15 protein-coding genes are annotated in these 13,524 nt (G+C 41.8%); 10 read left to right on the top strand and 5 right to left on the bottom strand.

Annotated features, from left to right (window positions below; translation table 11 throughout):
• Window positions 1-34 precede the first annotated feature (34 nt).
• A complete protein-coding gene (locus QM738_RS06395) occupies window positions 35-829 on the top strand; it encodes an alpha/beta hydrolase (protein WP_462275846.1) in 795 nt (264 codons plus the stop codon).
• Window positions 830-1,008: 179 nt separating this feature from the next.
• On the opposite strand, the gene QM738_RS06400 is transcribed toward QM738_RS06395, so the two are convergent.
• From QM738_RS06400 to QM738_RS06410, 3 genes are all read right to left on the bottom strand, one after another.
• Window positions 1,009-1,440, bottom strand: coding sequence for a VOC family protein (locus QM738_RS06400; protein ID WP_462275847.1), 432 nt, complete (start codon window positions 1,438-1,440; stop codon window positions 1,009-1,011).
• 82 nt (window positions 1,441-1,522) lie between these two features.
• Window positions 1,523-2,020, bottom strand: coding sequence for an SRPBCC family protein (locus QM738_RS06405; RefSeq protein WP_462275848.1), 498 nt, complete (start codon window positions 2,018-2,020; stop codon window positions 1,523-1,525).
• Window positions 2,017-2,337: an ArsR/SmtB family transcription factor gene (locus tag QM738_RS06410; protein WP_462275849.1), complete on the bottom strand. Its 321-nt coding sequence runs from the start codon at window positions 2,335-2,337 to the stop codon at window positions 2,017-2,019. The genes QM738_RS06405 and QM738_RS06410 overlap by 4 nt, the downstream gene beginning before the upstream one ends.
• Window positions 2,338-2,857: 520 nt before the next feature.
• Between QM738_RS06410 and QM738_RS06415 the strand changes: the two genes are divergently transcribed.
• The 8 genes from QM738_RS06415 to QM738_RS06450 all read left to right on the top strand — a co-directional run bounded on the left by QM738_RS06415 (window position 2,858) and on the right by QM738_RS06450 (window position 11,548).
• Window positions 2,858-3,085: a hypothetical protein gene (locus QM738_RS06415; RefSeq protein WP_462275850.1), complete on the top strand. Its 228-nt coding sequence runs from the start codon at window positions 2,858-2,860 to the stop codon at window positions 3,083-3,085.
• 11 nt (window positions 3,086-3,096) lie between these two features.
• On the top strand, window positions 3,097-3,747 hold the full coding sequence (locus QM738_RS06420; protein WP_462275851.1) for a hypothetical protein: 651 nt from the start codon (window positions 3,097-3,099) through the stop codon (window positions 3,745-3,747).
• A gap of 16 nt (window positions 3,748-3,763) precedes the next feature.
• Window positions 3,764-4,300: a papain-like cysteine protease family protein gene (locus tag QM738_RS06425; protein WP_462275852.1), complete on the top strand. Its 537-nt coding sequence runs from the start codon at window positions 3,764-3,766 to the stop codon at window positions 4,298-4,300.
• A 105-nt stretch (window positions 4,301-4,405) separates the two neighbouring features.
• Window positions 4,406-4,660, top strand: a complete 255-nt coding sequence (locus QM738_RS06430; protein ID WP_462275853.1) for a hypothetical protein — start codon at window positions 4,406-4,408, stop codon at window positions 4,658-4,660.
• Between the two features lie 13 nt (window positions 4,661-4,673).
• A complete protein-coding gene (locus QM738_RS06435; protein WP_462275854.1) occupies window positions 4,674-8,006 on the top strand; it encodes a hypothetical protein in 3,333 nt (1,110 codons plus the stop codon).
• An 11-nt stretch (window positions 8,007-8,017) separates the two neighbouring features.
• Window positions 8,018-9,541 carry an SWIM zinc finger family protein gene (locus tag QM738_RS06440; RefSeq protein ID WP_462275855.1) on the top strand — a complete coding sequence of 508 codons (1,524 nt, stop codon included), beginning with the start codon at window positions 8,018-8,020 and terminating at the stop codon, window positions 9,539-9,541.
• Complete coding sequence (locus QM738_RS06445) at window positions 9,531-9,683, top strand: SWIM zinc finger family protein (protein ID WP_462275856.1); 153 nt, start codon at window positions 9,531-9,533, stop codon at window positions 9,681-9,683. The genes QM738_RS06440 and QM738_RS06445 overlap by 11 nt, the downstream gene beginning before the upstream one ends.
• Before the next feature lie 356 nt (window positions 9,684-10,039).
• A complete protein-coding gene (locus tag QM738_RS06450) occupies window positions 10,040-11,548 on the top strand; it encodes a reverse transcriptase family protein (RefSeq protein ID WP_462275857.1) in 1,509 nt (502 codons plus the stop codon).
• Between the two features lie 15 nt (window positions 11,549-11,563).
• On the opposite strand, the gene QM738_RS06455 is transcribed toward QM738_RS06450, so the two are convergent.
• A complete protein-coding gene (locus QM738_RS06455; protein ID WP_462275858.1) occupies window positions 11,564-12,535 on the bottom strand; it encodes a family 43 glycosylhydrolase in 972 nt (323 codons plus the stop codon).
• A gap of 7 nt (window positions 12,536-12,542) precedes the next feature.
• The gene (locus QM738_RS06460) at window positions 12,543-12,779 is read right to left on the bottom strand and encodes a DUF3820 family protein (RefSeq protein ID WP_462275859.1); all 237 of its coding nucleotides are present in this window, start codon (window positions 12,777-12,779) and stop codon (window positions 12,543-12,545) included.
• 226 nt (window positions 12,780-13,005) lie between these two features.
• Here QM738_RS06460 and QM738_RS06465 point away from each other — a divergent pair, with 226 nt between their 5' ends.
• Complete coding sequence (locus QM738_RS06465; RefSeq protein WP_462275860.1) at window positions 13,006-13,518, top strand: SET domain-containing protein-lysine N-methyltransferase; 513 nt, start codon at window positions 13,006-13,008, stop codon at window positions 13,516-13,518.
• Window positions 13,519-13,524 lie beyond the last annotated feature (6 nt).

Here is a 13,524-nt window from a genome sequence, read left to right on the forward strand (position 1 = left end):
GTTGATTCAAACAAAAACTTCAACAACAAATACAATGGAAAAGCAAACTTTAAAAAACAAATTGAAAAGCGGCGTAGTAGCTGCAACTATCGCACTTACTGCTGCAACCGGCATTAGCACAGAAGCAAATGCGCAAACCGTTAAAAACGTAGTATTGGTACACGGCGCTTTTGCCGATGGATCAGGATACAAAGGCCTGTATACCGAGTTGACCAAAAAAGGATACAATGTAACAGTAGTGCAAAACCCTTTAACATCGCTGGAAGATGATGTGGCTGCTGTAAAAGTGGCGCTGGATAAGCAGGATGGCCCTACCATATTGGTTGGTCACTCCTGGGGTGGCGCTGTAATTACCCAGGCCGGCAACCATCCTAAAGTAGCGGCACTGGTATACATTGCCGCATTTCAACCCGATAATGGCGAATCTGCATTGCAATGGTTGCAGACCATGCCACCCGCTCCCGAAAATGGTGTATTGCCTCCCGATGATAAAGGCATTGTATACTATGCAAAAGATAAATACCATGCAGGTTTTTGTGCCGATATCAGCAAGGAAGAAGCCGACTTTATGTATGCCTCCCAGGGTGCTTTTTATGCCAAAGGGTTTGTAACACCTATTACTGATGCTGCCTGGAGAGTGAAGCCCGCTTTTGGTATTGTGGCCACAGATGATAAAAGTATTGCCCCCGATATTCAGCGCAATATGTACAAACGTTCCAACACCAAAGTAACAGAGATAAAAGGCAGCCACGTGGTATTTATGTCTCAACCCGCAAAAGTGGCCGCAGTAATTATTGAAGCTGCAAAAAGTGTATCAGTAACTAAGTAGGATATTTTTAGTAAGATAAAACCTCATCTGGGTAAGATGGGGTTTTGTTTTTATAAGCGCTTGCAGCGCTTAAGAGGGAACGCGGATTTTTATGATGATCAAGATCTGCACAGGATAAATCATAACTTATCATAATCATCTTAAAAATCCGCGTTCCAATCTAAGCAGGCGCAGGCTGATCAACTCTTGGGTGTTTCGTAGCTCACCATCCATTCAAAACCATATTTATCCCTGAACATACCGAAGTAAGAACCCCAGGGGCTATCGCCAATAGGCATTTCAACTGTGCCGCCTGCCGAAAGGCCGTTGAAAATTTTATCTGCTTCTTCCCTGCTATCTGCATTGATCGAGATCTTGCTCCTGTTCTCGTTCTCATTATGCCTGCCCATAAATTCGGGCGTGTCGCTGCCCATCAGCACACTGTTTTTACCAATGGGGAGAGAGATGTGCATGATCTTATCGGCTTCTTTTTCGGGTATAGGATGTTCGGCGCTTGAAAAATCTTTGAAGCGAACGATCATGCCGAATGATCCACCGAATACTGATTTGTAAAATGTAAATGCTTCTTCGGCATTGCCGTTAAAGTGAATGTAAGGATTGATACTTGCCATGATTGATGTAATTTTTATTTTTTATAATTGTTTTATGTAGTTGCCGCCAATAGCGTGTTTGCGTCATCGTTATCTTGCCCGTTTATTTATTGGACAAATCTGCCAACAGGCTTTCCAGGTTTACAAGCGACATCTTCATGCCCTGTGTAAATCCATCCAGTATTCTTTCCAGCCTTTCCAGCGATTCGTTGTAAATGCTGATGTGCACTATTGTTCTTCCATCTTTTTCGCTGAAGCTATGATCCCATTCGGAGCCGGGTAGTTCCAGGTTCTCATCCTTATCGGCAAAAGCATTGTACATTTTAAAATTCGTTATCGGGCTGATGGAAGTGTATTCCTGCATTGCCCAGCGCTCCTGCCCATCTGGCATTATCATGGCATAAAATCTTTTGCCACCCACTTTAAAGTCCTGGTATTTTGTTTTGGCCACCAGTGGCTTGGGCGCTACCCATTTATCGAGTAGCTCGGCTTTGGTAAATGCATCCCATACCAGCGCCTGGTTGGCATCAAACTCCCGTGTGATGTATACCGTTTTGGCTGCTTTATCAACCGTAAAATCAAATAGCAGATCGTTTGTCATTGTTTTGTATTTTTTAGTGTGTTTAATACTTCATCCAGTTGCATAAATTTCTGTTGCATGATTTGGCGGAACTGCTCCAGCCAGGTATCTACTTCGTTCATCCTATCAATTTTAAGTTCATAAAATATTTCCCTGCCATCCTGTTTTTGCGCCAGCAGGTCGCACTCGGATAGAATGCGCAGGTGCTTGGAGATAGATTGGCGGGTAATGCTGAAGTGCTCGGCAATGGCATTGGGCGTCATGGCGTGCACTGCAATTAAAACAAGTATGGCCCTGCGGGTGGGGTCGGCAATGGCCTGGAAAATGTCTCGTCTCATAAAAGGTCAAATTAAGAAGCCGTTCGGTTGCAAATATATGCGAAGCCATTCGGTTGCGCAAGTATTTTGGAAAGTTTTTTTGTATTTGTTGGCAGGAGTATTATAAACAATTGAATTATATACACTTAGGGGAGAATACCGGAAGAGGAGCACCACATGGTCTGACCCCGGGTCTGACCATGTGGTGCGCTGCCGCCTTGCCGCCGCCGTCTTGGCTTTGACAAACGGCGTAGGCACGGAGCACACTTTTAAAACCACATAGGCACATAGGGAATATAGATGAATGTTCTCTTCGCCGCCGTCTTGGCTTTGACAAACGGCGTAGGCACGGAGCACACTTTTAAAACCACATAGGCACATAGGGAATATAGATAAATGTTCTCTTCGCCGCCGTCTTGGCTTCGACAAACGGCGTAGGCACCGAGCACACTATTAAAACCACATAGGCACATAGGGAACATAAATATACAAGATGCAATGAGTTTATTTTATGTTAGGCAGGATTGGAACAGCAAAGGCAGTGGAATGGAAGAAACAGGAAGCAGTTCTTGCGCTTCCCGGTGTGGATGGTTTAAATGAAAAAATGGCTGTTGAATTATTGCGCCGGGTATGGCTTGCGCCAGTATTATCATTATTTAAACTGAATATTATTTTTCTCCCCCGGCATTCATGTTCTTTAAAAAAGCGTGTTTTTACTGTGGGATATCCGCTGTTTTTTTCCAATCTTTATTTGGCATCCATTTGCTAAACCTTATTATCATGAAAAATAAAGCACTCATCTACGGGGTAGTCGTTATTTTAGTCGGCATCATCATTTACTTTATTGTACGCCAGGTTACTTCTCCTTCCAGGCCTGATGAGCAGGAGAAAGTTACCTGCCAAAACAAAACGGTGTACCGGTACAAAAATGCCTCCAATGCTTTCCCTATTGTGGCCAATGATTATAATGCCGAAATAAGGTTTACATCTGATGTACTTCAAAAGATAGTAGACTCAGCAAGCGAAGTAGGTATTGGTGTAAATGTAAAGAACCAGGTAAAGGAATTGCAGGAAAAATTAAACCAGGATAATATTACTTTCTCTACCGGGCTGAGAAGTTATTTTTTCCTGCTCAACTCCGATCCGTGCAATGATTCATTGCGCCTTCGTTATGCATCATTTACTGAAGAGATGAGCCGCCGTATGCTCGAGCTGCGTACCATCACCGCCCAGGTAACCTCTGTAACGGAGAAGGGTACCAGCACCACCGATACCCCGGTAGACACTGCAAGTACTGCAGTGCCAAAATATAAATTGCTTAAGGACACCGGCAACCTGATAAAATCAATTATAAAACTAGATGAGGCCGTGCAAAAAAATAAGAATATCAATATTAAGCTGGCTGCTACTCGCCTCATGCAACACCCGTAGTATACAGCAGGAGATATTGGCCCTGCCACCCTGTGCAGCCGATACCTGTGTAAGCAGTGGTGTTAAAGGCAATTTTTATATTGTAAAACAGCCTACGGCCAATTGCTGCTGGGCTACTGTATTGGCCATGATGTATTCCTGGAAGCAGCAATCCTTCATTTCCGAAAAAGAAGTGCTGAGCCCTTACCCGCATTATGCAAACCTGTTTAGTACCGGCGCTGCCAATGGTATAAGGGTAGAAGAGGAAATAGCCTTATACGATTCCCTGGGCCTTGCCATCGAACGCCAGCAAAACCCTACCATACAGGGCTGGTGCGAAATGATAGACAGGTATGGCCCCCTTTCGGTTACTATTGACGCCCACCCACCTTTTGGCACCATGCATGCTATTTTGATACTGGCGGTATATGGCGCCAATACAGGGCTGCACACCACCATCATTTATGCCGACCCTGCCACGGGCACTATCCATACCGAAGGCTTTTTAATATTCATGAAAATGTATGAATCCAAATACTCGGTGGATTGGCCGATACAGAATCATACATTTTAAAGAGAGTTAGAGAAGCCATATTGCAACAGCATTTTATTGATCAGGTATCTGACCGTGTGGTGGATGATGATGATTTGTTGCAGGGAGCATAGGTAACGGTATCGCATGTTTGTAATTGATAAAAATCAAGGCGACAGCGAAGAAATGTATTTTCTATGTGCCTATATGGTTTTAAAACTGTGCGCCCTGGTTGCTTCCGCCTTTGGCGGCAGCGCATCACATGGTCAGACCGGGGGGTCAGACCATGTGGCGTCGTACTTCGCCAAAGCTTCATACCAAAACAGCGGTGAAAACAATATCACTTTAAATTTTCACTATAAATTAGTTTGTTTCCTTCTTTTCTTTAACTTACTACTTTAATCAATTACCAGCTATGCGGTTGATAAAACAATCCTTTCTCTATTTTAAAGAAGGCAATTCTGATAAGGTATATGAGATCGATCTGTGCGATGTGGGCAATGATAAATACGTGGTTAATTTTCGCTATGGCAGAAGGGGAGCGCAGTTAAAAGAAGGCAGCAAAACCCCTGTACCCGTTGGCCTTGCAGAAGCCGAAAAGATCTATGATACAATAGAAACCGAAAAGCTAAGTAAGGGCTACACCACTTCAGAGTCGGGGGAGCCTGTGGCACCTTTAAGAGCATCTTTTACTTTAGATACCAATGTGCTCATCAATACTGGCTGGAATATTCTTCCACCAAGCCGCAACAGGTCTATTTTGCAAAGACTGCACAGTGCAGTAAATGGTACAGCCGCAAACGCAAGGTTTCAATGGAAACTTTCCCGGGTTATATGGAAGGCCGGCGAGTATAAAATAAAAGAAGCGGCACCGTATATCATTAAATTGTTCAGCAACGGAAACCAATTGCATCAATACTGTGCTGCCTGGGCCCTTGTGCGCTGCTACGATGGCAGCAGTGCAGCAGCAGATGCATTAAGGTCAATTTACAACACACACCCTGTGGCAGGTATTTCAAAAATTGCGGGGGCTGGCTTGGTCAAGCACTCAACAGGTGTTGAAAAAGAAACGCAGTTAACCTATTATATCAACCGCCTTCCCGAAGATGTAAAAAAAGTGGTGGAAGCAGAAAGCGAAACAGCACTGAATGAATTACTGCAATTGAGAATACTGCAGCAACAGCCCAATTATAAATGGTTGGAAGATCTTTATATTATAGCTGTAGAAAAAAGAGCGGTGCGGAATTGCCTGAAAAAATTATTGGAGCAAATACCACTTCGGCCTAATTATTTTAAACACATAAGGGCCATTTTCAAACTGGCAGAGCTGCTGGATGATCATGAAATTGTTGGGCTGCTGGCCACCAGGTTTGAAAGAGAAGAAGAAATGTTCCGTCATAATATTTCTTTTGAAAATGCCGGGGATGAAGAAATATACATTCCCGAAATAGAAGAATGGGTAAAGCCGCAAAAGGAATTTAAAAAGAGTACCAGTCGCCTGGCCTATTCGCAAAAAACCCGTTGGTATTTTCATGGCAGGGTTTTAAGGCAGCTGTTGCTAAAAGGTAAAACAGAGGATAACGATTATGTAAAGCTGGCCACCGCTTTATTGATCAGCTATAAATTTTCCAAAGATTTTAAAGAGCATTATTCTACGTTTAGTTATGTGTATGCAAGAGGGCGTTACGAGAGGATGGAAACGAGGTTTATTGAAAATGCGCAGGCTGTTTATTTGCACCAGGTATTAAGCGGCAATAATCCTGATATAATTTTACAACCAAATCATTTGTGGCGTTTGCGCACCGGTAATGAAAATACGGTGGTAGCAACAAGCCAGCAAAAAACAACCACCACTGAAAGCGGGGGACTGGGTGGTTTTATAAAAAAACTATTTGGTAAGAAAAAAGAGGCGCCCCCGGTTGAAGCAACCCCTGTTAAGCAGGCTGCTGCAGCTGTCAATACAAACGGTACGCCGTTCCTGCATTTATGGAATAAGATGCCGCAGGCTTACCTGCAATTGATGATGGAGGCCGAAATGAACGAGGTGCATAAGTTTGCAGAAGAAAATCTCACTATACACCCTGAATACAATACAATAAAGCATCGATTAGACAAGGAGGCTTATAAACAATTACTGTTATCAGCATTTAAAATACCTGCAAGGTTTGGTTATACACTGGCGGCAGAAAAATACTCCAATACTATACCCGATGATGACCTTGCCCTGGCTATGCTTAACAGTATTAATGAAGAAGCCCGCAATAAAGGAAAACAATGGACAGAAACATACCTCTCAACCTACTTTCAGCAAAGCCACTTTATTACAGCATTGATATTTGCAAAACATGCGGCAATTAGAAGCTGGTCAAAATCACTTATAAAAAATAACTCCCTGGCTGCCGAAGTAAGAAATACTGTGGTGGGCAAATCTATTGCTGAATTGATGAGTTATACAGAACAAACAACAGCCAACGAATTGATCATAAAGGATGCAGGCGAAACTTTATTCGAATTATTCGGTGAAGAATTAAAACAGTTAAACATTGGTATAGTTGCAGATATGCTGCAGCACCCCAATGCATCGGTGCTTTTATTTGGTTTAAGATTGCTGAAAGCACAGAAGCAGCAGCTGGATATTGATAGTTTATCCCCGGCATTTTTGTTTGGTTTATTACAACATCAGCAGGAATTGGTAAGGGCAGAAGGCATTGGATTGTTAACCAGTATGAGCGACGATGCTTTGTTGCGCCACCAGGATAATATCATTGGCTCCTGTTTATCGCCTTATGAAAATGTAAGAAAAGGTTTACCTCCCATTATTGAGCGCATGGCGCTTAAGCAAAATGCCTTTGGAATAAAAGCTACCGAAAACCTGATGCCGTTTTTATTAAGAAAAGAAACTACCGAAGGTGTACATGCAGATGTGAGCAGGCTCCTATGCAATGAGCTGAGCAATTACCTGCAAAATGCCAATAAAGAAACGGCGTTGAATTTATTATACTCTAATTACAGTGCTGCGCAAAACGTAGGGGTTATTATTTTAGAGAAATATACCGACCCATCGCAATTAACTATTGCCCAGGTGGTGGCTTTGGGTGGGCACGAAAATTTAAATGTGCGGGAATGGTGTTGGAAATTTTATAAAGAACAATCTTCCCGTATCAAATACGAAAAGGAAAGCAGTATTAAATTGCTGGAAAGCAAATGGCAGGATAGCAGGCAATTTGCAATGCAATATTTCAGGGAGCAGTTTGCAGAAAACGACTGGAACCCTGAAACGCTGATCACTTTAGCTGATTCTATAAAACCTGATGTAGAGGCATTTGGCAGGGAACTGATCACTAAATTCTTTACTAACGAAAATGGGGTGCAATACTTATTAAAGCTAAGCCAGCACCCCAGCGAAAAAATGCAGCTGTTTGCTACCAATTACCTGCAACGCTTTGCAACTGATGACGCAGAAAAGATCCAGTCACTCGATTTTTATTTCCGGTCGGTATTAACAAGGGTAAACAAAAGCCGTGTGGCCAAAAACAGGATCTATCAATTTTTATTGGAAGAAGGCAGAAGATCGGAAGCCGTAGCAAAGGTGGTAAGCAATATTTTATCTGATGTATCTGCCATAGCAGCCATTGGCGACAAAGCAAAGTGCATAGATATATTACTGCAGTTAAAAGCTTTGTATGATGTGGCGACACCGGTAACAATAAAAGAAACAGAAATACGTGTGGCATCAAAGGCCAGCTAAAAATAATCAGTATGTTATTTAATTATCGTTTTGCAGGAAATACAAATGTCAGCAGTTCGTCTTACCAAACGGCCATGAGCTTTGCACCGGATACCTTGCGGGAGAGTGCCTGGTTTGTGGGCAAGCTCAATAAAAAAATTGCTTTTCGTGAAGCTATTTCTGCATTGCACGATGTAGTGGTAAGCGATCTGCGCTTTAAGCCCAAAGACAAAACAGCTTATAAAGAATGGGTGGCACAAAACGAAGCCTTGTTTTTAGCAGAACATATGAATGGATATGACGTAAATGTAGCTGATGCAAAAATAGAAAGTATCAAAACTGCGCTTACAGAGGTAAGATCAGAAAAAGATAAGATCATGGGTCCGTTTTACAAAGCCCGTCAGCAATATTTCAATTACCTCTACAGTAACGATCGTGAAGCATGGATCGTTCTTGATCCTGTTATCACCATTCACCCCGATGAATTATTTTTTGAATGCTTTAGCCAGGATGAAAGTACTTATGGAAAACTGGGTTGCAACTATAATGTATTCACCGCTATTGACGATTATAAATGCGGTACCACCAATGTTGATTATTCAAGAGAGTTATACGAAGAGTTTCAAAAGATACGTGACTATAAAGAAACGGAATTGAAAGTGGACCCATCGGGCTTTACTGTGCAAACCACCGATGAAGAGCAATACAAAGAAGTGAAGATCGATCTGCCGGAAAGCTGGGTACGTGGCTTTTTGCAGGTAAGCAGCGCTATGACCTTGCCCACCATTCAGTTCGACCTGCACCCGATGGATATTTACAGCATTTGTTTGTTACTGCGCCGCTTCAAAGAAAAAAGAGGCCCACGTTCATTGCGATATATTTTAGAACCTGGCCATCCGGTAAAGATTGTTTTAGAACCATGGGGCAAGGAAATTGTTTGCGCAAGAAGCGTGTACACCGGTAATAGTAAACACGAAATAAGAACATGGGGCAGAAGGCGATTGATGGTGTTGGAAAGATTGATACCTGTGGCAAAAAAATTCACCGTGCATTTATTGGGCACAGGTTTACCTGCATTTTATATAGCCGACCTGGGCGATATGAATTTTACATTGGGCCTTAGCGGGTGGACCAGCAACGACTGGAGCCACGCTGGCAATTTCGACCTGTTGGCACCACGGCTGGCTGTTGATGATGCTATCAAACAAAAAGTGTTTGGCGCCTTACAAAAAGACTGGTTAAGTACTTCGCAAAAAATTGCAGCCGATCTAAGCATTGACAATGCACAGGTGGCTGGTGCATTAAGCGCTTATACACAGGCGGGCAGGGTTATTTACGATCTTAACAGTAATCTCTATCGCCTGCGTGAATTAAGCCGGGAGCCACTACCTTTTGATAAATTACGCTTTAGCAATCCGCAAGAAGAGTTGGCCGCAGAAATTTTAGAAAAGCAGGAAGTGAAATTTACTGCACAGGAGCTGCCCGATAAAACCCTGCAACTAAGCGGCACAGTAAAAGGAAAAAAGAAAAACGTTCAACCCGGCTATGGTAATTGATGCAGATGAAAAAATTAAGTCCGCACATTGCGATTGCAGTTATTATGTAGAAAATAAATTGTACAAGGGCCCTTGCGAACACATGCTGGCCATACGCCAGGCTTTTAATAAAACAAGGGTACAGGCCGGTGTTGTAAAGTGATTGAATACAAAAAATAAAATAGTATAAATCAATAAATTTAAAAACAGCAAACTATATTTGTTAACCGCATTTCATGTTCTTTGACAGAGGGAAAAAGTAAAGTGTGCACCTTGCTTCCTGAAAAGGAAAGAACGATGTTTCGTCGTTCATGCAACATGAGTTTATCATGCATCACCAAATGTAATCTTTACTATGGCATACGGGTCCTGTATCAATATTTACAGTGCAGGCACCGTGTGCCCAAATATTGATACAGGACCCGTATGCCTGGCGTTGATTAATCTGGTCGCCGGCGGGCACGAAGGCAGCCGCTACTTTTCTCCCTCTGTTAATGGGCATGACCCCTCTCTTCATTTATGGCAGACATTAGACTAACCCGTCAACAGATCTACGACCGCATCAGGGAAACTTCCAAAGAAGAATTTGTATTGGAAGAAATGAAACGCCTTGGCTTTTGGGGCAAAAAGGATGGAGAACCCAGCGTGCCGGAACTGCTTATAAAAAAAGAAGCCGATCTTCAGAAAGAATTAAATAAACTCTGGGAAGAAAAAAGAAAATACCAGAACAGGGAAGCCGTGCTTAAAGAAATGCGCATGAAGCGCATGGCTGAAGCAAAACTAAAACGGGAGGAGAATAAGAAGAAAAGAGAACAGCACCGTTTTGAAAAAGCTGAAGCATGGAAAAACAAAAAAAATACGGAGATCATATATTTAGGAGAAGCTGTTTCTCTTGGATTAAACAACCTGGAGCACAAAACAGAGCTGCTACAAAAAAATAACCTCCCCGTATTTGCCAATGAAACAGCGCTTGCTGTAGCCATAGGTATTGAATTAAAGGAATTACGTTTTTTAGCTTTCAACAGAAAGGTATCTACTGTTAGTCACTACCGAAAATTTTACATGCCCAAAAAATCGGGGGGCAAAAGAATGATCTCTGCTCCCATGCCCAGGCTCAAAAAAGTACAGTACTGGATATTGGAGCATATACTTAATAAGGTAGCCTTACATACTGCCGCCAATGGTTTTGTTGTAAACAGGTCTATTGTAACCAACGCCCAACCACATGTAGGCAAAGAGTTGGTGGTAAATATGGATGTAAAAGATTTTTTTCCTTTTGTTCATTTTAAAAGAGTAAAAGGTTTATTACAACAATTAGGCTATTCCGAAAAAATAGCCACTATACTTTCTCTTATTTGTACAGAAGCTGTTACTGATGAGGTAGCTATTGATGGTAAAAATTATTTTGTGCAAAAAGGCAACCGTGTATTACCACAAGGCGCACCAACAAGCCCGGCCATAACCAATATTTTATGTTTTAAGTTAGACAAGCGTTTGCAGGGATTGGCCAATAAGCTCAATTGTAATTATACCCGCTATGCTGATGATATTACTTTTTCCGGGGGCGAAAATGTGGATGCGCAACAGCTGGTATGGCGTATCAAAAGAATTTTACAGGACGAAGGTTTTACTCCACATCCCGAAAAGATACGCATCATGCGCAAGGGTGCACAGCAGGAGGTAACGGGTGTGGTAGTTAATAAACAACTGAATGTAAACAGGAAAAAACTCAGGGAATTCCGTGCTTTACTGCATCATTTAAAAACAAAGAATGGAGCCGACGTGAAATGGGGCAATGGTGGATTAACCAACAGTATTTTAGGCTACGCCAATTTTGTAAAAATGGTAAACCCGGTTAAAGGTGGTAAAATTCAACAGTCGATCATTGCATTAATTCAGAATAATAATCTACCGTTGCCAGTAAAAAATATTTCGCCGGCTACTACTAAAAAAGAAGAAAAATCACCAACCGAAAATAAACCTGGAGAAAAAGAGGATTCCGATAAACCCTGGTGGAATGTGTTGTAATAGGTTATCAGTTCTTTAATGAGCAACCACCGGCCACCCATCTTGCCACTGCAGTTTTTCTATCCTTAATTTAGATCGGCCACCATCCGCTGCTGAGTATCCATGAAAAACAATATAATCAACACCATCAAAACTGGCCACGGCATTATGCCCCACTCCATACCAGTTACTGTCGCCCCGCAATAAAATGCTACCACCGCCTTTGTCCATATCAATGCCTGTTTTGTCCACAAAAGGTCCATTGATGTTTTTCGATCGGCCAACGATCATTTTATAAGTGCTCTTTGCACCCCTGCAGCAATAATCAATAGAAGCAAATAAATAATAGTAACCATTCTTATAAAAAACAAAGGGCGCCTCTATTGCATTATTACCGGTATCTTTTATTGCTTCGGGTGTTTTACGGCTGGCAATAGTAGCTACGTTAATCGTATCGCCTTTTACATGTAAGCGGTCTCTAGTTAATGGTATTTGTTTTATACCTCCCCAAAACGAACCAAAGTTCAGCCATGCATCACCATTGTTATCAGCAACAACATTGGGATCAATTGCATTCCAGTTGGTGATACCAGGATAGGATTGCAGCACTCTTCCATGATCTACCCATTTAAAACCAGGAGATGATCTGTGCAATGTTTTATTGGTGGCAACGCCAATGCAGGAGCTGTTTTTTCCAAAAACGGATATAGAATAATACAGGTAGTATTGCCCATTATAAAACGAAATATCCGGCGCCCAGATATGATTGGTAAACCCCTTGATAGTATTTACAGCCCAGGGCAATGTATCAAATACCGGTTGTTCTTTTTTCCAGTTTGTAAGATCGGTGGATGACCATACGCTGATACCACGACCTGTACAGAATATATAATACACACTATCCTGTTGAATGATCACAGGATCATGTACCGGTATATTGGTTAAGCTTTGCTGGGCAAAACCATGTAAACTAATAATGAAAAGTATAAGCGTAAAAACCGATCGCATGATGCCTTTATGTTTTTAATGGATCCAGGAGGTAGCCCAGTCCATTCAGTTTTATTTCATACATCGTTTGCAATAAAACACCCAGTTTTCCCTTGGGAAATCCCTTTCTGTTAAACCATTCCAGGTAAGATACCGGCAGGTTGCAAAGCAAGGTTCCTTTATACTTTCCAAAAGGCATCGGCATCTTTACCAACTCCAGCAGTAATGCACTGTTTGCCGAGGGATCGTTATCATTTACCATCATATTAATTCAATAACATTATAAGCTTTATTGTTAAAAGTAAAACTAAAGCAGATGTTAATGCCGTGGTTATTCACATTATTAACCAATTAATCCACTTATTCAATAATAATGGTTAATTATCTTTTTTATTAATCAATGTATTTATACATTTACTATAATCAATAATCCCATTAAACAAAATTATTTCTTTATTAAACTTTTTCTTACTAACCCATTCTAAATTCACATGAACACCACTACTATTACTACCCAAAATTTTGAAGTAGTCAGCAATCATGCATTTGGTGATGTTTTGCTAAACACTTCAACCAACCAAAGATCATTGCATGCCACTGTTGCTATTCAGCCGGGGCAGGTCATCAGTAAGTTTCATGCAGGCGTTACGCAATCGTATGCCACCTATTTAACGGTGCAAACGGGTGTGGATACACATATCACACTGCAGCCTGAATTTTTACAGTACATCAACCACAGTTGCGAACCCAATGTGTTTTTCGACACTACCACATTTGAACTGGTTTGCTTAACACCGCTGCAACCGGGTGATGAACTCACTTTCTTTTACCCAAGTACAGAATGGGATATGAGCCAGCCCTTTGTATGCAACTGCAAAACCAGCAGCTGCCTGCAACTGATCAATGGCGCCGCTCACCTGGATAAGTCAACATTGGCTAAATACCGCTTAACTGATTTTATAAAACAGCAAGCAGAACAAAAGCCGCAGTATAAAGGATTATAAAAATTA

This window comes from Ferruginibacter sp. (genome assembly GCF_049840995.1).
Taxonomy (GTDB): Bacteria; Bacteroidota; Bacteroidia; order Chitinophagales; family Chitinophagaceae; genus Ferruginibacter.

What these genes read in the sequence shown, in the direction of transcription:
- QM738_RS06410 (WP_462275849.1), bottom strand. Translation starts at nt 2,337, where the DNA reads ATGAGACGAGACATTTTCCAGGCCATTGCCGACCCCACCCGCAGGGCC.
- QM738_RS06405 (WP_462275848.1), bottom strand. Translation starts at nt 2,020, where the DNA reads ATGACAAACGATCTGCTATTTGATTTTACGGTTGATAAAGCAGCCAAA.
- QM738_RS06400 (WP_462275847.1), bottom strand. Translation starts at nt 1,440, where the DNA reads ATGGCAAGTATCAATCCTTACATTCACTTTAACGGCAATGCCGAAGAA.
- QM738_RS06465 (WP_462275860.1), top strand. Translation starts at nt 13,006, where the DNA reads ATGAACACCACTACTATTACTACCCAAAATTTTGAAGTAGTCAGCAAT.
- QM738_RS06430 (WP_462275853.1), top strand. Translation starts at nt 4,406, where the DNA reads ATGTTTGTAATTGATAAAAATCAAGGCGACAGCGAAGAAATGTATTTT.
- QM738_RS06435 (WP_462275854.1), top strand. Translation starts at nt 4,674, where the DNA reads ATGCGGTTGATAAAACAATCCTTTCTCTATTTTAAAGAAGGCAATTCT.
- QM738_RS06455 (WP_462275858.1), bottom strand. Translation starts at nt 12,535, where the DNA reads ATGCGATCGGTTTTTACGCTTATACTTTTCATTATTAGTTTACATGGT.
- QM738_RS06420 (WP_462275851.1), top strand. Translation starts at nt 3,097, where the DNA reads ATGAAAAATAAAGCACTCATCTACGGGGTAGTCGTTATTTTAGTCGGC.
- QM738_RS06450 (WP_462275857.1), top strand. Translation starts at nt 10,040, where the DNA reads ATGGCAGACATTAGACTAACCCGTCAACAGATCTACGACCGCATCAGG.
- QM738_RS06395 (WP_462275846.1), top strand. Translation starts at nt 35, where the DNA reads ATGGAAAAGCAAACTTTAAAAAACAAATTGAAAAGCGGCGTAGTAGCT.
- QM738_RS06445 (WP_462275856.1), top strand. Translation starts at nt 9,531, where the DNA reads ATGGTAATTGATGCAGATGAAAAAATTAAGTCCGCACATTGCGATTGC.
- QM738_RS06440 (WP_462275855.1), top strand. Translation starts at nt 8,018, where the DNA reads ATGTTATTTAATTATCGTTTTGCAGGAAATACAAATGTCAGCAGTTCG.
- QM738_RS06460 (WP_462275859.1), bottom strand. Translation starts at nt 12,779, where the DNA reads ATGATGGTAAATGATAACGATCCCTCGGCAAACAGTGCATTACTGCTG.